Source organism: uncultured Lactobacillus sp. (assembly GCF_948948975.1).
In the GTDB taxonomy this organism is placed as follows: domain Bacteria; phylum Bacillota; class Bacilli; order Lactobacillales; family Lactobacillaceae; genus Lactobacillus.
In genome coordinates, this window is the sequence record NZ_CARBVX010000001.1 from 18,410 (window position 1) to 42,919 (window position 24,510).

Consider the following 24,510-nt stretch of genomic DNA (forward strand, 5'->3'; position numbering starts at 1 on the left):
AATGATTAAACTTATTGCAAGTGACATGGACGGAACATTGTTAAATAAACAAATGCAAATTTCATCTAAAAATATCGCTGCTATTAAAGAAGCACAAGCTAAAGGCGTTGAATTTTTAGTTGCAACAGGTCGCGCACCTTCCGAATCCCAAGGAATACTTACTAAAGCAGGCCTTCATACCGGATTTATTAATTTGAATGGTGCTATGGTTTTTAATACAGCTGGCAAACTAATTGTAAATGAGCCAATTCCTAAAGACCAAAGTATTAAGATCAATAGATTACTCAAAGATTCTGGTTTTTACTTTGAAATAGTTGCTGCAGATAACGTTTATTCAGATTCTCGTTTGCGCAGAATTGCTAACTTTTCTGATCTATTAGTTGATCTCAACAAAAAATTAACTTTTAAAAAGGCGGTTTCTTTTGCTGCTGGCTCAGATGAAATCATGAGAATTAAATACGTTTCTGACTTTAAAGATTTGCTTGAAAAACCCAACTTTGAAGCCATGAAATTTGTTGCTTTTCATCCTGATGGTCCTAAAGTATTTAAACATATTCGTGATGAAATCGGCAAAATGGGTGACTTAATTGTTACTGCAAGTTCTTCAACCAATATTGAAATTAACAATATTAAAGCTCAAAAAGGCATTGCTTTAATGGATTATGCACGTCTGCAAGGCTATCAACCAAATGAAATAATGGCCATTGGTGATAATCTTAATGATGAATCGATGATTCGCATGGCTGGTGTAGGTGTAGCAATGGAAAATGCTGCCCCTGAAATTAAAAAAATTGCTAATTTTATTACCAAAAGTAACAATGATAATGGAGTTGCATATGCAATTCGTCATTTTTGTAAATAAACATAATTTTTCTAAAGGTAGATGAAATTATGCGTTATACTGTTCAACTTACACATGGCCAAACTTGTGGTCAAATCCCAGTAAAAAATGATCAAGGGGAAATAGTTTATATTTTAAAGGGTAATCTTAATGAATTTAACCAACCAATTATTCTAACTGATACTAACCATAATGAAATTGGTCGACTTTATTTAGACTCTAACCATCTTTTAGCAAGTTATAGTGTTGATGTGGTCAATCATTCTCTAGTCAAAGTAAAAAAACTTAATAGTCGTTTTACTAATTTATTCTATATTACTCGGTTAAATTATTGGATCAAAGGTAGTCTAAAACAAGGTAGATATGGCTTTTACTCAGGTATTAAAAAAGTGGCTAGCGTCTGTTCGCTAGTCACCGATATGGGGCTTACATGGAGCTGTGATATCTCTCGTCCTGAAGATGTCCCCTTTATTATTTTAATCAGTTTGCTTTTTACACAATGGCATACTAAGCCCTTGTTTTTGCCGACCTTTAATTTTCAAAATCGAATTAATGTACTTTCTTAATCACAGTTTAAATAGTAATGTGAAAAATTAAACACTTGATATTGATGAGAACAAACATGCTTTTGAAAATCAATCAATTCAATAATGATTGCTAAATCTTCCAGTAAATAACTATAACTTTTATTACATCCATGACTTATCCAAAAACAGATTCGATCATAGAGGATATTAGTCAATTGTTTAAGTATAAGCTCTGAAAAACTTCCTCGTTTGTAAACATATGATCGAATATATTGAAAAAAATGTTCTCTCATCTTTTCACACATGCAGTTTTCTTCACTTAAATTATATGCATTGTAAAAATATTGTTTATGTTTTTGAATATAGCTACATAAAATATTAAGAATTTGTCTTAAACTATTTTTTTCATTTTTACGTAACTCTGTTTTTAACTCTAACAAAATACAAGCTTCGATACAGTTATTTATTTTTCCGTATCTCAAATAAAAAGTTCTTCTCCTAATTCCTGCTTCAATACAAAGTTTAGAAATATTTATTTTCTTTAGGTCTGGTTGAGATAACATATCATGTAAAGCTACTTGGACTCGTTGTAATTCATCCAGCATTTCATTCTAATTTCCTTTCTAAGTTAAACTATGATCACTCTCCAATCTTACATAGTTTTATTACTTTAACAGGTTTTTAAATGGTGTGCAACATTAATAATGTAATTAATGTTATTTTTAAATATTTCTTTAAATTTAATAACAAAAAGAGAATCAATCTTTCTTTAATGATTGATTCTCTTTTATTTTAATTAACTTTTTTAATCATATGATCATACATACGATCTCCAATCGTCATGGTAGAGGTCGTTTTAAAGCCCATGTAATCGTACAAGCGAGCAGCTCTAGGATTATCTTGATCAACGTTCAAGCTTATCTTTTTATATCCCTTTTGCGTTGCTATATCGGGAGCAATTTTAATTAACTTCTGTCCAATTCCTTTTCCCCAGTGTTTTGGAGAAACAGCAATAGCATCCAGATACCATTCATGCGGGAGTGCCTCTTTATCTGAAAAAATAACTGCATCCAGAGGCAATCCAACTTTCGGATAAGAACTTTTTAATGAAATATCGATTAAACCTTGATCGTCATAACCATACATTACTATGAGACCAATTGGTCGATCTAAATCATCTGTTTCTACCCACATTCGATTATGTGAGTAACGATAATGAGGAGAATAAAAGCCATGTTTCATTAAGTCATAAAACTGACTCTCTGGAAGAGCTTTAATAGTATCCATGTCCATCTCGTCAAAGATTTGTTTTAAAATTGGATAAATTAAAGGAAAATCAGTTAATTTTGCCTTTCTAATCATTTAATTCACCTACTAAATCCCATACTTACGATGAATTTCACGGTCTTGATCACGCTTTTTAATGGTTTGGCGTTTATCATATTGCTTCTTCCCCTGGCCTACTCCAATTAAAACCTTAGCAAATCCATGTTTTAAATATACTTTTAAAGGAATAATTGTCATCCCTTGTTGAGCTTGAATTCCGGCTAAACGAGCAATTTCTTTCTTATGAAGCAACAAGCGCCGTGAGCGTAAAGGATCATGATTATAGCGATTACCTTCTTTATATTCACTAATATGAACATTTTCTAAAAAAGCAGATCCATTAATAATTTGAACATATCCATCACGTAAATTGATTCTACGTGCACGAATTGATTTAATCTCTGTCCCAGTTAATGCAATTCCGGCTTCAAGAGTTTCCTTAATAAAATAATCATGACTTGCTTTTTTATTTTGAGCAATCAAATTATCTGCTTTTTGTTTCATCGTTTTCTTCCTAATTATTTTTTATTGGACTTGACAGCTGTTGTTTTGCGATGACGAATCTTAAAACTATGACCATTGTTTACATGAGAAGTGTTGTTATTTTTCTTGTTTCCACCATTTTTTCGTCCTTTATCAAAGCTACGTTTTCCATGATTATTGCTTCTTTGAGGACGTTTTGGTGCATTCGGATCATAAATTTCAAAGTCTAACTGATGTTGTTCCACATCAGCTCTAATCAACTTAACTTTAATTGGCATTCCAATCTTAAATTGCTTATGTAAATTACGTCCAGTTAAAGTCAATGATTTTTCATCAAAGTTGTAGTAGTCATCATTTAAATTCGAAATATGAATCAAACCTTCAACAGTATTCGGCAATTGAATAAACATTCCAAAACTTGTTACTGAAGAAACTATTGCATCAAATGTTTGACCAACTTTATCAGCCATAAACTCGGTCATCTTTAAATCGTTTACACTTCGTTCAGTATCAATTGATTTTCTTTCTTGTGTTGAGGTTTGTTCAGCAACATCTGGAAGTTGAGCCTTAAAGTGTTTTTGAATATCTTGATCCATATTTTCATTTGCATATTCATGAATCATACGATGGACCATTAAATCAGAATAGCGACGAATTGGTGAAGTAAAGTGAGTATAGTACTTAGCTGCTAAACCAAAGTGACCCAGTGGTTCAGGAGAATAATGTGCTTGCTTTAAGCTACGAAGCATCATCATTTGAACAACAGCTTCTTCAGGTGTACCCGTGGTTTTAGCTACAATCTTTTGCAAATCTTTTGGCTTTACGTCATTTGGATCAGCCTTCACGTTTAGTCCAAATGCACTTACAAACTCAAAGAATGATTGCATTTTTTCTTGATCTGGGGTTTCATGTACACGATAAAGGAAAGGTGTATGTTTCTTATAGTAGTCCTCGGCAACAGTTTCATTTGCCATCAACATAAAGGATTCAATCATCTTTTCAGCAGTTCCACGTTCATGAAGAACAATATCTGTTGGCTTACCCTTATCATCAACTACAATTTTTGCTTCTGGTTCTTCAAAATCAATAGCCCCACGTTGGTGACGTTTTTTATACAAAATATTATGTAAATCGGCCATTTCATGAAGCATTGGGGCTGCATCTGCATACTTTTGCTCTAGCTTTTCATGATTATTTGGATCAAGAACTTTATTAACATTATTGTAAGTTAAACGTCCATGTGACTTCATAACTGATGGATAGATTCTATATCCAACACGTTTACCTTCTGGGGTAATTTCCATATCACATGATAGAACTAAACGTTCTACACCCTCATTAAGAGAACAAATACCATTTGATAATCTAAATGGAAGCATTGGGATAACACGATCAACTAAATATGTACTGTTACCACGAGCAAAAGCTTCTTTATCTAGCGGTGTTCCTTCTTTTACATAATGAGATACATCAGCTATATGTACTCCTAAGTGATAGTTACCATTAGGGAGTTTCCAAACTACAACTGCATCATCAAAGTCCTTAGAATCGTCACCGTCAATTGTTACAGCTGGTTGATCTGTAATATCAACGCGTTTGCTTTTTTCTTCTTCAGTTACATGATCAGGAATGTTATTTGCTTGATCCATTGCTTCTTCAGGCCAATCAGTTCGAATGTCATTATCAACAACAATTGACATGATATCAACACCAGGATCATTCTTATTACCGATTGTGAGGAGTGCTACACCCTGCATTTCATCAGGTTGATCTTCATCCGGATATTTAGTAATAGAAATTTTTACCATATCGCCCATTTGTGGCTTAACACCGTTATCAGTAATATTAATCTTGTATTTCTTTAATTTTCTATTTTCACTAACAACATAACCGTAAAATCCACTTGATTTCACTACTTCATCAGAGTATGGATGAAATTCTCCAACTAAAGTTTCTACACCACGTTCAGTAATTTCTTCGACTTTACCTTCGGGACCTTTGCCATTCCATGGATTAGCACCAGCAATAATTTTTACCTTAACGCGGTCTCCATCAATGGCAAATTTAGTATTATGTTTATCAATAAAGGCATCTTCCATGCTTTCATCATCAAATCTAACAAAACCAAATCCCTTATCATTTGCCTTAAAGGTACCTTCAGCAACAGTGTTTAATTGATTCAACTGGTACTTTCCCTGACCATCAGTTACAATCTTTTTACTATGCTCTAAAAAAGTTAAAGCTTTAACCAAATCAGGAAAATTCAATCTTTGGCTACGACTAAGATCATTTTCAAGTTGATCCACATCATATTGTTCTTGAGGATTATGTCTAAATGTTTCATAAACATCAGCTAAAACTCGTTCATTCTGTGTCATTATATAAATTGCCTCAATTTCTTTATAAAATAAGTTAAGTTAAAAGAAATTAAAAAAGCCCTCCTGTGACCGGAAGGCTTTTTTACTTGGATGAAAGTACTGCCAAGATCAAAGCAAGAGCAAAAAAGAGAACCAATAATACAGCGGTAATCCTTTCCATTAATGCTTCAAATCCACGCTTCTTTGTCTGGCCACTAAATACTGCACCGCCAGACAATGCGTTTAAGGCATCTTGTTGCTTTTGCGGCTGCATCAACGTAGCAATAATAATTAAAAAGCTAACAATGATGAGTAGCGTCATGACGATATTATACAAAGCGCTGCCTCCATTACCTAAATTTCTTACTGTACTGATTTTACCATATTTAGCCAATGAATGCTAAAAGAAAAAGGGAGTCACCTAAAGCAACGTCCCTCTTTCTTTTATTCAATTATTAATTAAAATTGTTTGTGTAAGTTGTAGAAACTGTGAATTCCTTTGTATTGAGCAGTGGAACCCAAAGCTTCTTCAATTCTCATTAATTGGTTGTACTTAGCAATTCGATCAGTTCTTGACATTGAACCAGTCTTAATTTGACCAGCATTAGTTGCAACAACTAAATCAGCAATTGTAGTATCTTCAGTTTCACCAGAACGGTGAGAAACAACAGCAGTGTAGCCTGCTTCCTTAGCCATTTCAATAGCTTCAAAAGTTTCAGTCAAAGTACCGATTTGGTTAAGTTTAATTAAGATTGAGTTAGCAACCCCCATCTTAATACCTTTTTCAAGGTAGTTAGTGTTAGTTACGAATAAATCGTCACCAACGATTTGTACCTTATCACCTAAACGTTCAGTGAAGACTTTCCAACCTTCCCAATCGTTTTCATCCAAAGGATCTTCAATAGAAATAACTGGGTATTTGTCAACAATGTCTTCCATAAGTGAAGTCCATTCTTCAGCAGTGTATTCACGGCCATCAGCAACAGTCACATACTTCTGAGTATCCTTGTTGTAGAATTCAGAAGCTGCACAGTCAAATGCAATAGAAATATCTTGACCAGGCTTGTAGCCAGCACGTTGAATAGCTTCAACTAAAATTTCAAATGGTTCTTCGTTGTTCTTCAAGTTTGGTGCAAAACCACCTTCGTCACCTACAGCAGTTGATTCACCACGTTCTTGAAGCAAGCTCTTCAAAGTATGGAAAGTTTCTGCACCCATACGAACAGCTTCATGAAGAGACTTAGCACCAACTGGCATAATCATGAATTCTTGGATATCAACGTTGTTATCTGCGTGCTTACCACCGTTAATAACATTCATCATTGGAGTTGGTAAAACATGAGCGTTTGGTCCACCTAAGTATTCATATAAAGGTAAACCTAATTCATCAGCTGCAGCACGTGCACTTGCTAATGAAACAGCCAACATAGCGTTAGCACCTAAACGACCCTTATTTGGAGTACCGTCAAGGTCAATCATAGTTTGGTCAATTAAACGTTGATCAGTTACATCTAAGCCAATAACAGCTTTTGCAATTTCACCATTAACGTTTTCAACAGCAGTTAAAACACCTTGACCAAGAAAACGAGACTTGTCACCATCACGTAATTCTACTGCTTCATGTTCACCAGTAGAAGCACCAGATGGTACAATAGCACGACCAAAGCCACCTAATTCAGTGTAAACTTCAGCTTCAACAGTTGGATTACCACGAGAGTCAAGAACTTCACGTGCGTGAATATCAGTAATAACAGACATGGAGATTCTCCTTTTTTCTTCTAATTCCGTTTAAATAAATTGTTAATTAATCTTGGTAGTTTACTAATGCTAAGAATGATTCTGGATCAAGAGAAGCACCACCAACTAAACCACCATCAATGTCAGGCTTAGACATTAATTCTTTTACGTTAGCTGGTTTTACTGAACCACCGTATTGGATACGAACATTTTCAGCAGTTTCTTCATTGTACAAGTCTTTTACAGTGTCACGAATAGTCTTGCACATTTCTTCAGCTTGATCAGCAGAAGCAGTCTTACCAGTACCGATAGCCCAAATTGGTTCGTAAGCAATAACAAGTTTAGAAACTTGTTCTGCAGTTAAGCCATCTAAAGCAGCTTTAATTTGAGCTACTACCCATTCATCTTGCTTGTTAGCTTCACGAGTTTCAAGAGACTCACCACAGCAAATAATTGGAGTTACGCCATTAGCAAATAAAGCCTTAGCTTTCTTGTTAATGTCTTCATCAGTTTCGTGGAAGTAACCACGACGTTCTGAGTGACCAATAATACAGTAGTCAATACCCATTTCATTCAAAACTTTAGGTGAAGTTTCACCAGTAAAGGCACCTTCAACTTCAAAGTATGCATTTTCTGCACCAGTATGTAAGTTTGAGCCTTCAGCAGTCTTCTTTAAAACATAAAGATCAACTGCAGGTGCAGCAATAACTGATTCAACTTTACTTGGATCTGGCAACTTACCCTTAACTGCATTAACAAATTCAATGGTTTGTTCAGGGTTCATGTGTAATTTCCAGTTACCAGCAATAATTGGTGTACGCATTAAAAATTCCTCCTAATTTTACTTGTCAGAAACACAAGCGATTCCTGGTAATTCTTTACCTTCAAGGTAGTTAAGTGAAGCACCACCACCAGTAGAAATGTGGCTGATCTTAGGAGCGATTCCTAATTGCTTAGCAGCAGCAGTTGAGTCACCACCACCAATAATAGTTACAGCATCCTTTAAATCAGCTAATGCACGGCCAACTTCCAAAGTACCTTCTGCGTAATTTGGCATTTCGAATGCACCCATAGGTCCGTTCCATACAACAGTCTTAGCATCTTTTAAGATATCTCTGAATTTTTCAACAGTCTTAGGACCGATGTCAAGACCCATTTCGTTGTCAGGAATATCGTCACCAACAACTTCGTGAGGAGCATCATTTGAGAATTCAGTAGCTGCAACGTTATCAACTGGAAGAACAATCTTGTCGCCAGCCTTTTCAAGCAAGCTCTTAGCAAGTTCTACCTTGTCAGCTTCAAACAATGATTTACCAATCTTGTGACCTTGTGCAGCTAAGAAAGTATAAGCCATACCACCACCGATTAGAATGTGATCTGACTTAGGAATTAAGTTTTCAATAACACCAATCTTATCTGATACTTTTGCACCACCAAGAATAGTTACAAATGGGTGAACTGGGTTTTCAACAGCATCACCTAAGAACTTAATTTCCTTTTCAAGTAAGTAACCAGCTGCTGCAGGCTTACCAGCCTTCTTCATAGCAGTTGCAATACCAACGTTTGAAGCGTGACTTCTGTGAGCAGTACCAAATGCATCATTTACAAATACATCACCAAGACTTGCCCAGTATTCGCCAAGCTTTGGATCGTTCTTAGATTCACGTTTACCAAAGTCGTTGTCAATATCTTGGAATCTAGTGTTTTCAAGAACAACAACGTCGCCATCCTTCATGTTGTCGATAGCTTCTTCTACTTCCTTACCTTCGTTTTCTGGTACAAAAGTTACAGGCTTTTCTAATAATTCACTTAAACGTTCTGCTACTGGACGTAATGACAATTCTTTCTTGTCAGCATCTGACTTAACACGACCCAAGTGGCTAAGCAAAATTGCTTTACCACCGTGATCAATAATGTATTTAATAGTTGGTAATGCAGCAACAATACGGTTGTCGTCACCAATAACACCATTCTTAATTGGAACATTGAAGTCAACACGAACTAAAACTTTTTTACCTTTAAGATCAAGGTCTGAAACGATTAATTTAGCCATTTAAACTAATTTACCTCCGATAGATTATTTGAAAAAAGGCGGAGGAAGTAATTCCCTCCGCCTTCTCTCGTCTGCTTACTTAAAATCAGTAATAAACAATTAATGATTAAAGAGTAGCAAATTTCAATAAAGTACGAACCATTTGGCAAGTGAATGAGTATTCGTTGTCGTACCAAGCAACAGTCTTAACTAATTGCTTGTCACCTGCAGTAGTTACCATGGTTTGAGTTGGGTCAAAGATTGAACCAGCAGTCATACCTAAAACGTCGCTAGAAACGATGTTGTGGTCGTTGTATGCAAATGAAGGACTTTCGTACTTCTTAACTGCTTCGTTAACTTCGTCAGCAGTTACATCCTTGCTTAAGATTGAAACTAATTCAGTTACAGAACCATCTGGAACTGGAACACGTTGTGCGTGACCGTTCAACTTACCGTTCAATTCTGGAACAACAAGACCAATAGCCTTAGCAGCACCAGTTGAGTGAGGAATAATGTTGATAGCTGCAGCACGTGCAGAACGTAAGTTACCACCACGTACAGGACCATCTAAAAGCATTTGAGTTGAAGTGTAAGCGTGGATAGTAGTCATAGTACCAACTTCAATGCCGAATTCTTTTTGTAAAGCATTAACCATTGGTGCTAATGAGTTAGTAGTACATGAACCAGCTGAAACAATCTTGTCATCAGCAGTCAAAGTATCATCGTTTACGCCGTAAACAATGGTCTTCAAGTCTGAACCTGCAGGTGCAGAAATTAATACACGCTTTGCACCAGCCTTAAGGTGAGCTTCTGACTTAGCTTTGCTAGTGTAGAAACCAGTACATTCAAGAACAAAGTCAACGCCATCGTTCTTAACCCAAGGAATGTTTTGTGCTTGTGGTTCAGCGTAAACACGGTACTTCTTACCGTCAACTACGATTGAGTCATCAGTTGCTGAAACTTCGTGGTTGAAAGTACCATGAGTTGAGTCGTACTTAAGTAAGTGAGCTAAAAGTGCTGGAGTAGTCAAGTCGTTGATTGCAACAACTTCAATATCTGAAGACTTTTCGCCTAAATCCATAATACGACGGAATGCTAAACGACCAATACGGCCGAAACCGTTAATACCAATTTTAACTGTCATATCCTATATTCCTCCTTAGGAAATATGTAAGTAACAATTTATTTTAAACGGGAATTACTTCCCCTTTAAAACCAAGTTTGAGGCTCCTTCATCTGTGATTAACCACGTTTGTTTAGGAGCATGATGCATGTAAGCTACAATTGCAGAAGCTTTACTAGCCCCAGCAGCAATTGCAAATACATGAGGTATTTTATCTAAGTCTTCTAATTGAAGACCGATCCGTGGGATACGTTTTACAAGTCTACCTTGTTGGTCAAAGAAATACCCAAAACATTCGGCCACAGCTCCATCATTTCGAAGCTTGGAACTAGTCATTACATCTAAGCCACGTCTTTTTGACATGACATCTGCTCTACCAATTCCATGTATCACCATATCACTATTATAAATGTTTGAAATCGCATTCGCAATATCTGTGTCTTGAAGCAATAAAGTCAAGGCCTCAGATGAAACATTTTCAGGTAAATATAGCCCTTTATGCTTTCCTCCTGTCTCAGAAGCCATCATCTGAGCAACAGTATTACTCTGGATTTCAACGCTTTCTCCAACTGCTCCTCTTCCGGGAACAAATAACAGATCCCGATAGCGGCTTAATTTAGGAGAAAGATGATGTGCTACTCCTGCCACAGTAGTACCACCTAAAACGGTAATAATACTTTTTCCTAATGGTAAAAGTAAATCAAGTGCAGAGTTAAGTTGTTCACCCATTAAGTCAACAACGCGCTCTTGTCGATCCATATCACCAGGAACAATAATAGCTCGATCGATCCCTAATTTTTGTGCCAATTCAATTTCAGTTTGACTAGCGTTAAACAAACGATCGATTAAAGGAGCAGCTTCTTTTAAAGTTCTCTTTCCTTTATCAGTTAATTCCATACCGTAGCTCTGGATATTAATGAGTCCTAACTGCCGTAAATAATCAGTTTCAGTTCGCACATTGCGCTCGCTTAATCCTAATTTTTTAGCAACAACTCTTCGCCCAACTGGAGCTAACAGCGAAATCTGTTCAAGAACAAGAAAACGTTGCCGAATTATTTTTAAAACATCAGGAACTAAGCTTTGCAACAAGGTTAAATCCGAGTCCATCGCTCGCTCCCTCTATTGGGTCAAAATTGATACCACCATATGACGGTAAGCGACCCAAAAAGCTTAAAAATATTAGAGAGACGCGAATTAACTATATTTCAATTCACATTTCTCTCTCGACATTTTTTAGTATAGCAATATCTTTTTTTAAATTCAAGATATATCATTCAGAATAATTAATTTGTACTTTCTACATTTTCTGATATACTTATTTTAGTTTGTCGTGCCCTTAGTGTAATGGATCGCACGTAAGATTCCGGTTCTTAAAATCTGAGTTCGACTCTCAGGGGGCGCATAAAAGCAGCCAGCGTATGCTGGCTGCTTTTTTGTATCATTTAATTACTCGGTTTATTTAGAAATAACCTATCATTTGTAAGCATTTTCGTTATAATTAAAATTGGTGTTAACATGTACAAAAACAGAAAGGTTATTTTATGATCGAAGAAGAAAAAAAGTCTGATGCCAAAAAAATGCTTTGGCCTACACTGGCAATGATGGCATTTTCAACTGTTTGGGGCTTTGGCAATGTTGTAAATGGTTATGTTTACTTCGATGGTACTAAGGTCGTTTTCAGTTGGGTTCTAATGTTTTTACTCTATTTTGTTCCCTATGCATTAATGGTTGGAGAATTAGGCGCTACCTTTAAAAATGCAAATGGTGGTGTCTCATCTTGGGTTAATGCGACCATGGGTGCAAAATGGGCATATTATGCCGGATGGACCTATTGGGCTTGTCACGTCGTTTATATTTCCAGTAAAGGTACCGGTGGCTTAAGAGCGATGGCGTGGGGGATTTTTGGAAATACTAAATGGTATGATGGTCTCCCAACAGCCTGGACTCAACTTGCAACTCTAGTAATTTTCCTATTTTTCTGCTGGGTCACTAGTAAAGGAATTCCTGTTCTTAAAAGTTTAGCCACTATTGCTGGATCATCAATGTTTATCATGTCTATTTTGTTTATCATTATGATGTTTGCTGCTCCAGCAATTAACCCTCACGCAGGATATTATTCAATTAACTTTAATTGGAAAAGTTTAATGCCAACATTCAATCTTAAGTATTTAACTTCTCTTTCAATTCTAGTTTTTGCTGTGGGTGGATGTGAAAAAATATCTCCCTATGTAAATAAAGTTAAAGCCCCTTCAAAAAACTTCCCGAAAGCCATGATGGCTCTTGCTATTATGGTTATGATTTCTGCTATTTTAGGAACATTTGCCATGGCTTTGATGTTTGACCCTAAGGTTGTTAACAATAATTTAAATGAATATATTTCAAACGGTGCTTATATGGCATTCCAACGTTTAGGTGAATATTACCATGTTGGTGGCTTGTTTATGTATATCTATTCATGGTGTAACGTTATTGGACAATTTTCTACCTTAGTTATTAGTATCGATGCTCCACTTAGAATGTTATTAGGTAGTAAAGAAGCTAAAAACTTCATCCCTAAGAAACTCCTTAAAGTTAATAAACACGGAGCATATATCAACGGTATTTGGATGGTTGTTATCCTTTCCGGTGGTTTAATTGCAGCTCAAGCTTTACTACCAGATGCACAAGCTGTTATGGCGCAATTAGTTAAGTTAAATTCTACTACAATGCCAATGCGCTATTTATGGGTATTTGCAGCATATATTGCTCTTAGAAAGCAGCAAATAAAATTTGATACTTCTTATCAAATGACAAAGAATCAAGGTCTTGCATATACTGCTGGAATTTGGTGTTTCATTGTAACAGCTGCATGTTGTATTTTTGGAATTTATTCTCCTGATCCATTTACACTTTTCCTTAATATTATTACTCCAATTATTTTGATTGCTTTGGGATTGATTTTACCCGCAATCAAAAAAAGAGAAGATGGAAGTAACCCATTAATAGACTAATTTTAATGACCGATATATTTTTATCGGTCATTTTTTCTACATAAAAGTAAGCTTGATCAGTTGACATGATTAAAAGTAAGTGATTTAATTAGCACTGTACTTATTAGAGTGCTAATTTTGTTTAGGAGGTAAAATTAATGCTCGTACCTACAGTTATTGAACAAACTGCACGTGGCGAACGTGCTTACGACATTTATTCAAGATTATTAAAAGATAGAATCATTATGCTTAGTGGTGAAATTAACGATCAAATGGCTAATTCCATCATTGCTCAACTTTTATTCTTAGATGCACAAGATAACACTAAAGATATTTCTCTTTACATTAATTCTCCAGGTGGTGTTATTACCTCTGGATTAGCAATTATGGATACAATGAACTTTATCAAATCAGATGTATCTACAATTGCCATCGGTATGGCTGCTTCTATGGCTTCCATTCTTTTAACTAGTGGAACTAAGGGTAAACGTTTTGCATTACCAAACTCAACAGTTCTTATCCACCAACCACTAGGTGGTGCACAAGGTCAACAAACTGACATTCAAATTGCAGCTAATGAAATTTTGAAGAGTCGTAAAAAACTCAACCAAATTTTACATGAAACCACTGGTCAACCTCTTGATAAGATCCTTAAGGATACTGAACGCGACAATTACTTGTCTGCTGAAGAAGCTAAAGACTATGGTTTAATCGATGAAATTTTGGTAAACCAAAAGAAAGACTAGTTTATTTTCAGACAAAAATAGAGCTCACGATGTGAGCTCTATTTTTTTATCTAATTTTCTTCTTTTAATTGCTTCGCTATTTCACGAATTTTTTGAAAACGATGGTTAACCCCTGACTTTGAGATTGGACCATCTGGTACTTGTGCTGCAACTTCCTTAAGAGAAAGTTCTGGATGTGTTAATCTAAAACGAGCTAACACAGTCAATTTTTCAGGTAAATTTTCTAAGCCAAATTTTTCTTCAATCAATTGAATATCTTCAACTTGCTTAGCTGCTGCATTCGCAGTTTTTTTAAGATTTGCTGTATCGCAATTCACTAAACGATTTACTGAATTACGCATATCACGCATAATTCTCAAATCTTCAAAAGCTAGCATTGCGTTTACTGCACCAACTACATGGAGAAAATCACCAATTTTTTCTGCTTCTTTTAAATAAACAATATAGCCACTTCGTCTTCTCGTCTCTTTGGCATTTAAATAAAAGAAATTATTCATTAGTTTTAATAAATCTTGATTATGATTCTCATAAAGAGAGTAAATCTCTAAATGATAGCGACTAGTTTCTGGATTATTTACACTTCCAGACGCTAAAAAAGCTCCTCTTAAATAGGACATTGCTCTTTGTTCCGAAGACATAATCTTTTCAGGAATTCCTGTAATAAGACCGTTACTACTATCAAAAATTTCTAAGTCAGTTAGAATTTCATGAACTTGTTTTTGAAGTCTAACTAAATACTGATAATTTTTCTTTAATTTCATCTTCTTAGAAACAATTAACAGGGGTTCAATTCCATAAGCAGTCTTAATAAGAGAAAATATTCTTCTTGCAATCGCTGGATTTTCAGTTGTAATATCCAAGCTAAACTGATGATCGTGCAGGCTAAGTACTCCATTCATTCGCAAAAAAGCTGCTAATTCTGCCTTTGCATGTTCGGGATGAACTGGCAGACTTGTAAGTTCTTTTTTTACGTCACTTGCGTATGAAACCATTACCTAATCCTGTTCCCTCTCTCTTCGACTATATGCTTCAAAAGCTAAATTTAAAATTTCATCAGCTACTTTTTTCCCATCATGAAAAACCAATCCACTATGTTGATCAATAAAGTCAGCTGTAATTACTCGACAATCTTGAGCCCGCAATCCGGCAAAATCATTCCTTACCGGTTCAAGATAAGCATCATAATCGGCCGGGTTAAATTTAGTCATATCAATCTTAGCCCCGTTAACCAAAGCCGTATTAATATAGTGTCCTCCTAAATGATCATTAATAACTTGTACATGCTCAGCTGCTGTAAAATGATCTGTCTCACCTTGCTGAGTCATAATATTACAAATATAAATCACTTCAGCTTTAGTTTGTCTTACAGCATCCCCTAAATTAGAAATCATCAAATTAGGTAAAATCGATGTAAATAAACTTCCCGGTCCTAAAACTACTGCATCTGCCTGCATAATAGCTGCTAAAACTGGTAACACAGCTTTAGGTTTATCATCTGAATCAGTATCTGTGACCCATACACGTTTAATTCTCTTATCTTTTGCTGTAATTTCTGTTTCTCCAGATTCGGTTGTACCATCAACAAATTCTGCGTTTAAAGTTAATGGCTCATTCGAAGCAGGATAAATTCTTCCATCAATTCGCATCATCCTAGATAAAGACTGCACAGCATCAAAAATATTTCCCTGCATTTCATCCAAAGCAGCAATAATTAAGTTTCCAATTGCATGACCTGCAAAAAACGAGTCAGATGAATTAAACCGATATTGAAAAATATCTTTTTCTTCTTGTGGTAAATCTGATAGAGAAACTAACACATTTCTAATATCACCTGGTGGCACCACATTAATATAATCTCGAATTACACCCGAAGATCCGCCATCATCTGCTACAGTAACAATTGCTGTTATATCAGCATTTTGCTCTTTTAGAGCATTCAAAATAACAGGTAACCCTGTCCCTCCGCCAATAACAACAATTTTAGGGCGACGTCCGCGAATGACACGTACAATTTTATTTTCTCCGTATGCCATCTCCCGCTCCTTTATTGTCCAATATAACGACTGATTTCTCGGTGAGAAATATCAACAGGATATTTTTTAGCTAAATCGACTGCTAATTGGCGTGCAATTGAGACACTTCTGTGTTGACCACCTGTACAACCAATTGCAATAGTCAATTTTTCTTTTCCTTCAGCAATATATCCTGGAATAGCCGTCTCCAACATATCCAAAAACTTAGCATAAAACTCTTTAGTTTCTTTCTTGCTCATTACATAATCAAAAACTCGACGATCTAAACCAGTAAATGGCTTAAGTTGAGGAATATAGAATGGATTTGGCAAAAATCTTACATCCATCACAATATCTGCATCAATCGGAATACCATATTTAAATCCAAAACTCATTACCTCAATTGAAAACGTCCGAGTTCGATTATCTCCAAACTTATCTACTAATTTTGTCTTTAATTCCTTGGTAGATAAATGGGAGGTATCAATAATTATGTTTGAAATATTCTTGGTTCTTGATAAAATATTTCTTTCTTCTTGAATTCCATCAAGCAAGCGACCCGTATGAGCTAAAGGAGGCAAGCGTCTCGTCTCTTTATATCTAGATACTAAAACATCGTCTGAAGCATCTAAAAACAAAACTGTTGACTGAACATTTTGACTATCTTCCAAAGATTTGATTTCATCAACCAAATCCTTATAAAAACTCTTTACTCTCAAATCAACAACTACTGCCGCCTTGCTAAAATCTGAAGAATTGTTAATTAATTCCCAGAAACTTCCCAATAATTCTGGTGGTAAATTGTCTACTACAAAATACCCCATATCTTCTAATGCTTTAATAGCAACAGTTTTACCTGCACCACTCATACCAGTAACAATTAATAATTGTTTTTTCTGTTCAGCCATAGCTATTCCTCCTTAACCGACATTATAACATACCGGGTGTTCCATTTTTAAAATAAAATAAAAAGTCGTTATCTTTGGTAGTCTTCCAACGATATACGACTTTTTATTTTATCTATGCATCCATGAAACAAAAATTTCATTAATTCCAAATACCATTAACCAAAATGCTACTAAGTAAACTAAAGTAATAGCGGCTAACATTGGGTTAAATAGTAAAGCAAAAGCAATAATTAAACTAATAATGTTTAAAATTAAGCAAAGAACAAAGTACCCAGTTGAATACTCACGTAAGTGCCATGAGAAAATGATCCCAATAATCGAATCGGTCAAGAACCAAATAGCAAATAAAATAGCTAAAGTTAATCCCCCAATTTCACGTGAACATAAGAACAAAACACCAATTACAATATCAATAATTGCAGAAACTATTGTTACCCAGCTCAAATCAAAAATATTGTGAAATTTAACATATGCTGAAATCCAAATTAGTCCTTGTAAAATTGATAAAATACCGAATACAAATACAAATGCTTGTAAACCACGTCCAGGGTAGCGTAATAACAGGAACGATGCTATAACAAACAAAATCCCTGCTATAAATGAGCCCCAATCAAAGCCTTGATGTCTAGAATTATAAATGTTGTTCATTTTTATATCCTCCCAGATAATATTCTACACTTAATTTTCTAAAACACCATTAACTTTCTTCTTGCTCTTTTTTATTATTTATCATTTGCTTAGTTAATTCAGTATCTCTTTTAAGAACAGGTTTTAAATATTGACCAGTATAACTTTCTTTGACCTGTACAACTTCTTCGGGAGTGCCAGTAGCCACAACTTGTCCACCGCCATCTCCCCCTTCAGGGCCTAGATCAATTAGCCAATCTGCATTTTTAATGACGTCTAAGTTATGTTCAATAATTAAAACTGTATTTCCTTCATCAACTAAGCGCTGCAATACTTCTAATAGACGCTTAATATCATCAGTGTGCAAACCTGTTGTAGGTTCATCCAAGATATAAAAGTTATTTCCAGTAGAAAGTTTTTGTAATTCAGAAGCTAACTTCATTCTTTGCGCTTCCCCACCAGATAACGTAGTTGCTGATTGTCCTAACTTCACATAACCTAATCCTACATCAACAATCGTTTGTAACTTACGATGAATTTTTGGAATATTTTCAAAGAATTTACATGCTTCGTTAATTGTCATATTTAAAACTTGAGAAATATTTTTTTCACGGTAAGTTACTTCTAAAGTTTCTGAATTATATCTTGTTCCGTGACAAACTTCGCAAGGAACATACACATCTGGCAGGAAATTCATTTCTATCTTAATGATCCCATCTCCATGACATGCTTCACAACGACCGCCCTTAACATTAAAAGAAAATCTTGCCTTAGTATATCCACGCATTTTTGCTTCATTAGTCTGTGCAAATAAAGTCCGAATATCATCAAATACACTAGTATATGTTGCTGGATTACTACGGGGAGTTCGTCCAATCGGACTTTGATCAATATCTATAATTTTTTCAATATTTTTATATCCCTTAATTGATTTATACTTCCCGGGCTTTGCAGAATTATTATTCAACTTCTGTGCCAGAGCACGTTTCAAAATTAAGTTAACTAGTGTTGATTTTCCTGAACCCGATACTCCGGTTACAACAACTAATTTACCTAACGGAAAATCGACAGAAATATCTTTTAAATTATTTTCTTTTGCACCTGTAACAGTTATTTTTTTACCGTTACCCTTTCTTCGCTCTAGAGGAACTGGAACAATCTTTTTACCAGACAAGTACTCTCCAGTTAAAGAATGTGGATTCTTCATTACTTCTTCAGGTGTACCAGCAGCCATCACCTTTCCGCCGTATACTCCTGCTCCAGGTCCCATATCAACTAAGTAATCAGCTTGCTTCATGGTCTCATCATCATGTTCCACTACAATCAGAGAATTTCCCAGATCTCTCATTTTCTTAAGAGAAGAAATAAGACGATCATTATCACGCTGATGAAGACCAATCGACGGTTCATCTAGAATATACATGACTCCTGACAAATTAGAACCAATTTGAGTTGCTAATCTAATTCTTTGAGCTTCTCCGCCAGATAAAGTACCAGCAGAGCGAGATAGAGTAAGATAGTCTAAACCAACATTAATTAAAAATGTTAAGCGATCACGTACTTCTTTCAAAATTGGTTTAGCAATCATTTCTTCTTGTTCACTTAATTTTACTGAGTTGAAAAATTCTAATGCTTTTGCAATCGAAAGGTCCGATGCTTCAGCAATATCTTTACCGTTTACTTTTACGGCTAAAGCCTTCTCATTCAATCTTTTACCATGACAAGTTGAACAAGTAAGTTCAGTCATATACTTACCCATTGCCTCGCGCATGAATTTAGACATTGGATGGTGGTAGCGACGATTGATATTATTTAAAATTCCTTCAAATTCCTGAACTGTATCGTTTACGCCAAAGTCCCCTTCAAGATGGAATTTTATTTTCTTTCCCTTAGATCCATTTAAAATTAAATCTTTTTGTCTTTTAGTTAATTTTTTATATGGTTTATCTAAAGGTATTTTCAAGGCTGTACAAGCTTGTTCTAACATAGCAGTATAGTACTTAGAATTAGCCCATGGAACTAGAGCTCCTTCGCTTAATGACTTATCCTTATCAGGAATTACTAAATCTTCATCTACTGACAGCTTCATCCCCAATCCATCGCAATCAGGACAAGCCCCAAAAGGCGCATTAAATGAAAACAAACGTGGCTCCATTTCACCAACAGTAAAACCACAAATAGGACAAGCATAGTATTCTGAAAAATTGATGCGTTCGCCCTTAATTACATCAACATCCATGTACCCATCTGCTAAACGGAGGGCTGCTTCTACTGAATCAAATAACCGACTACGAATATTTTCTTTAACAATTAGACGATCTACAACAATATCAATACTGTGTCGCTTGTTTTTATCTAGATCAAACTCATCAGTAATTTCATGCATTTCGCCATCTACAATTACACGCACGTATCCTGCACGCTGAATTCGCTTAAATACCTCTTTATGTTCTCCTCTTTTAGAGCGGATAACTGGAGCTAAAATTTGAATTCTACTTCTTTCAGGTAAATCCATTACTCGATCTACCATTTGATCTACGCTTTGTCTCTCAATCAAAGTTCCATCATTTGGACAAATTGGATGGCCGACACGGGCCCACAATAAACGTAAATAATCGTTAATTTCTGTTACAGTTCCAACTGTTGAGCGCGGATTGTGTGAAGTTGTCTTTTGGTCAATTGAAATTGCTGGATTTAGCCCGTCAATCGAGTCAACATCCGCTTTATCCATTTGCCCTAAAAATTGTCTCGCATAACTTGATAATGACTCTACATATCGTCTTCTACCTTCAGCATATAAGGTATCAAACGCCAATGAACTTTTTCCTGAACCCGATAGACCAGTAATAACTACTAATTTATCTTTTGGAATTGATAAACTTATATCTTTTAAATTATGTTCCCTGGCTCCGTGAATAACAATTTCATCATTTACCATTTAACTGTCCTCCTCTACTTTTTCTTTTCATGCACCTGTTTTTTTAAGTCCATAATTGCATCACGCAAATTAGCTGCTTCTTCAAAGTCCAACTTTTTAGCAGCTTCCTGCATTTGTGCAGTTAAAGTCTTAATCATATTTTGTTTTTGCTTCTTAGTCAATTCATCAAAGTTTAGGTCAGCAAAACTTTCTTTATTCTCTTTATCATCACTATCCTTAGTGATAGAAATTACATCTCTAATAGGCTTAACGATAGTTTTAGGAGTAATGCCGTGTTCTTTGTTGAACTTCATCTGTAGACTACGTCTTCTCTCCGTAGCGTCAATTGCTTCACGCATTGAATCAGTAATCGAATCAGCATACATAATTACTTTACCATTTGAATTTCGAGCAGCACGTCCAATCGTTTGAACCAATGGTCTAGTAGAACGGAGAAAACCTTCTTTATCAGCATCTAGAATTGCAACTAGAGAAACTTCAGGAACATCGATACCTTCCCTTAGAAGATTAATTCCTATTAGTACATCAAACTTTCCTAGTCTTAAGTCTCTAATAATTTCAAGACGCTCTAAAGTTTTGATATCAGAATGTAGATATCGCACTTTTATCCCCAAATCCTTTAAATAGTCGGTTAAGTCTTCGGCCATTTTCTTAGTTAAAGTTGTAACAAAAACACGCTCATTACGTTCAATACGCTTATTAACTTCACCAACTAAATCATCGATTTGTCCCTTAATTGGTCTAACCTCAATTTCAGGATCAAGTAATCCAGTAGGACGAATAATTTGCTCAACCTTGTGATCAGTTTGATTAAGTTCATAATCACCTGGAGTTGCTGATACATACATGATTTGATTTACATGTTTTTCAAACTCTTCTAATTTTAAAGGTCGGTTATCCAAAGCAGATGGAAGTCTAAAACCATAATCAATTAAGGTTTGCTTACGTACCCTATCTCCATTGTACATTGCCTTTAGTTCTGGCATTGTGGCATGCGATTCATCAATTAAAATTAAGAAGTCATCAGGAAAAAAATCTAACAAGGTATGTGGTGGCTGTCCAGCTTTTCGTCCTTCCATGTGTCTAGAATAGTTTTCAATTCCATTAGTGTAGCCAACTTCACTCATCATTTCCATATCATACGTGGTTCTTTGTTTAATTCGTTGAGCTTCTAAAAGTTTTCCTTCCCCTTCGAACTTTTTCACCTGAATATTCATTTCATCTTTAATTGAGGCCAAAGCTCTTTCCATAATTTGTTCATTAGTAACAAAGTGAGTTGCTGGGAAAATAGAAACTTGTTCTCGCTCTCCAATTACTTCACCGGTCAAAGAATCCACTTCAACAATTCGGTCAATCTCATCACCAAAAAATTCAACTCTAAATGCATGATCAGAATATCCTGCTGGAAAAATTTCTACTACATCACCGCGTACTCTAAAGCGTCCACGCTGAAAATCAATATCATTACGATCATATTGAATATTTACTAAATCTCGTAATAACACATCCCGGCTAATCTCTTGACCTTCAGATAAAGAGACTACACTAGCCGCATACTCTCTTGGATCACCTAAACCATAAATACATGATACTGACGCCACAACAATTACATCATTTCTCGACATTAAATCACTAGTGGTCTTATGCCGTAATTGATCAATTTCATCATTAATTGATGAATCTTTCTCAATATAAGTATCAGATTGTGGTACATAAGCTTCTGGTTGATAGTAATCGTAATAAGACACAAAATAATCAACGGCATTCTTAGGGAAAAACTCTTTAAATTCACCATACAGTTGGCCAACCAAAGTTTTATTATGAGAAATTACTAAAGTTGGCTTATTTAACTTAGCTATTACATTCGCCATAGTAAAAGTCTTACCAGTTCCAGTAGCACCTTCTAGGATTTGTGCTTTTTCTCCTTGCTCAAATCCATCAGTCAACTTTTTAATTGCTTGCTCTTGATCTCCTGCTGGTTGAAATTTAGAGACAAGTTCAAATTTTTTATTTTTTTGTCGTCTAATCATTTTTCATCCTCCGCAAAAAAAGTTGGACTAAAATAGCCCAACTTCTATATAACGTATTCATTTTACTACAGCGAACGTATTTTCGCACTATTTTTGCATTACTTTAATATATTAGCTAATGCATCTTGATACTCTTCTGCAGCTTTTTCTGCAGTTTCAATATCTTTCTTATTTACTCCAACATAAGCCTTAATTACAGGTTCAGTTCCTGATGGACGAAGAGCAACCCAAGTTTCATCATCTAAGAAGTACTTCAAAACATTAGACTTAGGGAAACCAGTTAATGGAGTTTTCTTTCCATCTTCAATAGTTTCTTGGGTTTCAAAGTCTTGAATCTTAACAACTTTTGCACCATTAATTTCAGTTAAATGTTCTTTACGTAACTTACTCATTAATTCAGCCATCTTCTTTTGACCACCAATACCAGGCATTTCGATAGCCTTAGTAATTTCGTAAGCTACACCATATTTTTGCCAGATCTCTTGTAGTCCATCAAAAACAGTCATTCCTTTAGATGCATAGTAACTTGCTACTTCTGCAAACATTAATGCACCTTGCATAGCATCTTTATCTCTAGCGAATGGCTTGAATAAGTAACCGTAACTTTCTTCAAATCCCATCAAGAATTTACCGTCATTTTCTTTATTCATCCGGTCAACTTCTTCACCAATGTACTTGAATCCAGTTAGCACATGCTTAGTTTTAATACCAAAATCATCAGCAATCTTAAATGGAAGTGCACTTGAAACTACTGAAGTCACTAATTCATAGTCGGATGAAAGAGTTCCGTTTTCCTTCATATGAACTAATAAGTAATAGGCCATTAATGTAGCAATTTGATTACCAGTTAAAACTTGGAAATCACCATCTGATTTTCTAACAGCTGCACCCATTCTATCTGCATCTGGGTCAGTTGCGATAATAACATTTGCATCAACTTCATTAGCAAGCTTAAATCCTGGTTCAAATACATCACGATATTCTGGATTAGGTTTGATAGTTGTAGGGAATTCTGGATCAATAATGGATTGGTTTGGAACTGGAATCACATTGTCAAAACCACCTTGTCTGAATGCACGATCATATAGCATCTTTCCAGTACCATGTAATGGAGTGTAGATAATCTTTAATTTATCAGCATTAGCCTTAACCATTTCAGGATCAACAGTAACATCCTTTAAACGAGCTAAGTATGCTTCATCTACATCTTCACCAATCAATTGTAGCGTGCCATTAGCCCGTAGTTCTTCCACAGGAGCAGCTTTAACACTAAAAATGTCATCAACTTTTTGAGCATAAGCAAACAAACGGTCAGCATTTTCTGGCGCCATTTGAGCACCATCTTCACCATAAACCTTATAACCATTATATTGTTTAGCATTATGTGAAGCAGTAATGTTAATTCCAGCAAAGGTATTTAAGTGACGGACAGCAAATGATAATTCAGGAGTTGGTCTCAAATCATCAAATAAGTATACATGAATTCCATGTGCACCTAAAATACGAGCTGCGTGTTCGGCGAATTCTCTTGAGTGATAGCGTGAATCAAAAGAAATTGCAACGCCACGTTTTTTAGCTTCTTCACCATTTTCATCAATTAGTCTTGCAAGACCTTCGGTTACTCTTCCCACAGTAAACAAATTAATTCTGTTTGTACCAGGTTCAAGTCTACCTCTCATCCCGGCAGTACCAAAATTAATATCTTGTCCGAAAGCATCTTCAATCCACTTTTCATCTTTACCTAGATCATTTAATTGATCTTTTAAATAATCGGGTAAATTATTTGCATTAGTCCATTGACTATAAATTTCTTTTGCGTTCATAATTTCCTCTTTACGTAAATTTTATGGTTTC

Annotated in this window: 21 protein-coding genes; 4 read left to right on the forward strand and 17 right to left on the reverse strand. The window is 35.4% G+C overall.

The window, feature by feature from the left end; translation table 11 throughout:
• The first annotated feature begins 1 nt into the window (after position 1).
• Positions 2-862 carry a Cof-type HAD-IIB family hydrolase gene (locus tag Q9R40_RS00110; protein WP_297939269.1) on the forward strand — a complete coding sequence of 287 codons (861 nt, stop codon included), beginning with the start codon at positions 2-4 and terminating at the stop codon, positions 860-862.
• A 29-nt stretch (positions 863-891) separates the two neighbouring features.
• Positions 892-1,407 (forward strand): hypothetical protein, encoded by a 516-nt coding sequence (locus Q9R40_RS00115; protein ID WP_304675709.1) that lies wholly within the window; start codon positions 892-894, stop codon positions 1,405-1,407.
• Here the strand turns inward: Q9R40_RS00115 and Q9R40_RS00120 are convergent.
• The 10 genes from Q9R40_RS00120 to Q9R40_RS00165 form a co-directional block, all read right to left on the reverse strand.
• Positions 1,404-1,973, reverse strand: coding sequence for a TetR/AcrR family transcriptional regulator C-terminal domain-containing protein (locus Q9R40_RS00120; RefSeq protein WP_023599781.1), 570 nt, complete (start codon positions 1,971-1,973; stop codon positions 1,404-1,406). The genes Q9R40_RS00115 and Q9R40_RS00120 overlap by 4 nt on opposite strands.
• Before the next feature lie 187 nt (positions 1,974-2,160).
• Positions 2,161-2,730 (reverse strand): GNAT family N-acetyltransferase, encoded by a 570-nt coding sequence (locus Q9R40_RS00125; protein WP_297939277.1) that lies wholly within the window; start codon positions 2,728-2,730, stop codon positions 2,161-2,163.
• A 12-nt stretch (positions 2,731-2,742) separates the two neighbouring features.
• Positions 2,743-3,198 carry an SsrA-binding protein SmpB gene (gene smpB / locus Q9R40_RS00130; protein ID WP_023599784.1) on the reverse strand — a complete coding sequence of 152 codons (456 nt, stop codon included), beginning with the start codon at positions 3,196-3,198 and terminating at the stop codon, positions 2,743-2,745.
• Between the two features lie 14 nt (positions 3,199-3,212).
• Entirely contained in the window at positions 3,213-5,555 is a 2,343-nt protein-coding gene (rnr, locus tag Q9R40_RS00135; RefSeq protein ID WP_304675712.1) for a ribonuclease R, read from the reverse strand.
• A gap of 82 nt (positions 5,556-5,637) precedes the next feature.
• A complete protein-coding gene (gene secG, locus Q9R40_RS00140; RefSeq protein ID WP_004897700.1) occupies positions 5,638-5,871 on the reverse strand; it encodes a preprotein translocase subunit SecG in 234 nt (77 codons plus the stop codon).
• Between the two features lie 122 nt (positions 5,872-5,993).
• Positions 5,994-7,292 (reverse strand): phosphopyruvate hydratase, encoded by a 1,299-nt coding sequence (gene eno / locus Q9R40_RS00145; RefSeq protein ID WP_023599786.1) that lies wholly within the window; start codon positions 7,290-7,292, stop codon positions 5,994-5,996.
• Between the two features lie 46 nt (positions 7,293-7,338).
• Positions 7,339-8,094 (reverse strand): triose-phosphate isomerase, encoded by a 756-nt coding sequence (gene tpiA / locus Q9R40_RS00150; protein ID WP_300723393.1) that lies wholly within the window; start codon positions 8,092-8,094, stop codon positions 7,339-7,341.
• 18 nt (positions 8,095-8,112) lie between these two features.
• Positions 8,113-9,324: a phosphoglycerate kinase gene (pgk, locus tag Q9R40_RS00155; protein ID WP_004897702.1), complete on the reverse strand. Its 1,212-nt coding sequence runs from the start codon at positions 9,322-9,324 to the stop codon at positions 8,113-8,115.
• Positions 9,325-9,430: 106 nt separating this feature from the next.
• The gene (gene gap, locus Q9R40_RS00160) at positions 9,431-10,447 is read right to left on the reverse strand and encodes a type I glyceraldehyde-3-phosphate dehydrogenase (protein ID WP_003647012.1); all 1,017 of its coding nucleotides are present in this window, start codon (positions 10,445-10,447) and stop codon (positions 9,431-9,433) included.
• 54 nt (positions 10,448-10,501) lie between these two features.
• Positions 10,502-11,533: a sugar-binding transcriptional regulator gene (locus Q9R40_RS00165; RefSeq protein WP_004897703.1), complete on the reverse strand. Its 1,032-nt coding sequence runs from the start codon at positions 11,531-11,533 to the stop codon at positions 10,502-10,504.
• Positions 11,534-11,967: 434 nt separating this feature from the next.
• On the opposite strand from Q9R40_RS00165, the gene Q9R40_RS00170 reads away from it, so the two are divergent.
• Both Q9R40_RS00170 and clpP read left to right on the forward strand, forming a co-directional pair.
• Positions 11,968-13,416, forward strand: a complete 1,449-nt coding sequence (locus tag Q9R40_RS00170) for an APC family permease (protein WP_304675747.1) — start codon at positions 11,968-11,970, stop codon at positions 13,414-13,416.
• A 137-nt stretch (positions 13,417-13,553) separates the two neighbouring features.
• Positions 13,554-14,141 carry an ATP-dependent Clp endopeptidase proteolytic subunit ClpP gene (clpP, locus tag Q9R40_RS00175; RefSeq protein ID WP_003647009.1) on the forward strand — a complete coding sequence of 196 codons (588 nt, stop codon included), beginning with the start codon at positions 13,554-13,556 and terminating at the stop codon, positions 14,139-14,141.
• Between the two features lie 50 nt (positions 14,142-14,191).
• Here clpP and whiA read toward each other — a convergent pair whose 3' ends face one another.
• The 7 genes from whiA to Q9R40_RS00210 all read right to left on the reverse strand — a co-directional run bounded on the left by whiA (position 14,192) and on the right by Q9R40_RS00210 (position 24,479).
• Positions 14,192-15,133 carry a DNA-binding protein WhiA gene (whiA, locus tag Q9R40_RS00180; protein WP_023599789.1) on the reverse strand — a complete coding sequence of 314 codons (942 nt, stop codon included), beginning with the start codon at positions 15,131-15,133 and terminating at the stop codon, positions 14,192-14,194.
• Positions 15,134-15,136: 3 nt separating this feature from the next.
• Complete coding sequence (gene yvcK / locus Q9R40_RS00185; protein ID WP_023599790.1) at positions 15,137-16,174, reverse strand: gluconeogenesis factor YvcK family protein; 1,038 nt, start codon at positions 16,172-16,174, stop codon at positions 15,137-15,139.
• A gap of 11 nt (positions 16,175-16,185) precedes the next feature.
• A complete protein-coding gene (gene rapZ / locus Q9R40_RS00190; RefSeq protein ID WP_004897707.1) occupies positions 16,186-17,061 on the reverse strand; it encodes an RNase adapter RapZ in 876 nt (291 codons plus the stop codon).
• 108 nt (positions 17,062-17,169) lie between these two features.
• Positions 17,170-17,709: an HdeD family acid-resistance protein gene (locus Q9R40_RS00195; RefSeq protein WP_297939301.1), complete on the reverse strand. Its 540-nt coding sequence runs from the start codon at positions 17,707-17,709 to the stop codon at positions 17,170-17,172.
• Between the two features lie 49 nt (positions 17,710-17,758).
• On the reverse strand, positions 17,759-20,626 hold the full coding sequence (gene uvrA, locus Q9R40_RS00200) for an excinuclease ABC subunit UvrA (RefSeq protein ID WP_300724146.1): 2,868 nt from the start codon (positions 20,624-20,626) through the stop codon (positions 17,759-17,761).
• Positions 20,627-20,640: 14 nt separating this feature from the next.
• Positions 20,641-22,656 carry an excinuclease ABC subunit UvrB gene (gene uvrB, locus Q9R40_RS00205; protein ID WP_304675763.1) on the reverse strand — a complete coding sequence of 672 codons (2,016 nt, stop codon included), beginning with the start codon at positions 22,654-22,656 and terminating at the stop codon, positions 20,641-20,643.
• 98 nt (positions 22,657-22,754) lie between these two features.
• Positions 22,755-24,479 (reverse strand): phospho-sugar mutase, encoded by a 1,725-nt coding sequence (locus Q9R40_RS00210; RefSeq protein ID WP_304675765.1) that lies wholly within the window; start codon positions 24,477-24,479, stop codon positions 22,755-22,757.
• Positions 24,480-24,510: the final 31 nt, after the last annotated feature.

What these genes read in the sequence shown, in the direction of transcription:
- Q9R40_RS00110 (WP_297939269.1), top strand. Translation starts at nt 2, where the DNA reads ATGATTAAACTTATTGCAAGTGACATGGACGGAACATTGTTAAATAAA.
- Q9R40_RS00115 (WP_304675709.1), top strand. Translation starts at nt 892, where the DNA reads ATGCGTTATACTGTTCAACTTACACATGGCCAAACTTGTGGTCAAATC.
- Q9R40_RS00120 (WP_023599781.1), bottom strand. Translation starts at nt 1,973, where the DNA reads ATGCTGGATGAATTACAACGAGTCCAAGTAGCTTTACATGATATGTTA.
- Q9R40_RS00125 (WP_297939277.1), bottom strand. Translation starts at nt 2,730, where the DNA reads ATGATTAGAAAGGCAAAATTAACTGATTTTCCTTTAATTTATCCAATT.
- smpB (WP_023599784.1), bottom strand. Translation starts at nt 3,198, where the DNA reads ATGAAACAAAAAGCAGATAATTTGATTGCTCAAAATAAAAAAGCAAGT.
- rnr (WP_304675712.1), bottom strand. Translation starts at nt 5,555, where the DNA reads ATGACACAGAATGAACGAGTTTTAGCTGATGTTTATGAAACATTTAGA.
- eno (WP_023599786.1), bottom strand. Translation starts at nt 7,292, where the DNA reads ATGTCTGTTATTACTGATATTCACGCACGTGAAGTTCTTGACTCTCGT.
- tpiA (WP_300723393.1), bottom strand. Translation starts at nt 8,094, where the DNA reads ATGCGTACACCAATTATTGCTGGTAACTGGAAATTACACATGAACCCT.
- pgk (WP_004897702.1), bottom strand. Translation starts at nt 9,324, where the DNA reads ATGGCTAAATTAATCGTTTCAGACCTTGATCTTAAAGGTAAAAAAGTT.
- gap (WP_003647012.1), bottom strand. Translation starts at nt 10,447, where the DNA reads ATGACAGTTAAAATTGGTATTAACGGTTTCGGCCGTATTGGTCGTTTA.
- Q9R40_RS00165 (WP_004897703.1), bottom strand. Translation starts at nt 11,533, where the DNA reads ATGGACTCGGATTTAACCTTGTTGCAAAGCTTAGTTCCTGATGTTTTA.
- Q9R40_RS00170 (WP_304675747.1), top strand. Translation starts at nt 11,968, where the DNA reads ATGATCGAAGAAGAAAAAAAGTCTGATGCCAAAAAAATGCTTTGGCCT.
- clpP (WP_003647009.1), top strand. Translation starts at nt 13,554, where the DNA reads ATGCTCGTACCTACAGTTATTGAACAAACTGCACGTGGCGAACGTGCT.
- whiA (WP_023599789.1), bottom strand. Translation starts at nt 15,133, where the DNA reads ATGGTTTCATACGCAAGTGACGTAAAAAAAGAACTTACAAGTCTGCCA.
- yvcK (WP_023599790.1), bottom strand. Translation starts at nt 16,174, where the DNA reads ATGGCATACGGAGAAAATAAAATTGTACGTGTCATTCGCGGACGTCGC.
- rapZ (WP_004897707.1), bottom strand. Translation starts at nt 17,061, where the DNA reads ATGGCTGAACAGAAAAAACAATTATTAATTGTTACTGGTATGAGTGGT.
- Q9R40_RS00195 (WP_297939301.1), bottom strand. Translation starts at nt 17,709, where the DNA reads ATGAACAACATTTATAATTCTAGACATCAAGGCTTTGATTGGGGCTCA.
- uvrA (WP_300724146.1), bottom strand. Translation starts at nt 20,626, where the DNA reads ATGGTAAATGATGAAATTGTTATTCACGGAGCCAGGGAACATAATTTA.
- uvrB (WP_304675763.1), bottom strand. Translation starts at nt 22,656, where the DNA reads ATGATTAGACGACAAAAAAATAAAAAATTTGAACTTGTCTCTAAATTT.
- Q9R40_RS00210 (WP_304675765.1), bottom strand. Translation starts at nt 24,479, where the DNA reads ATGAACGCAAAAGAAATTTATAGTCAATGGACTAATGCAAATAATTTA.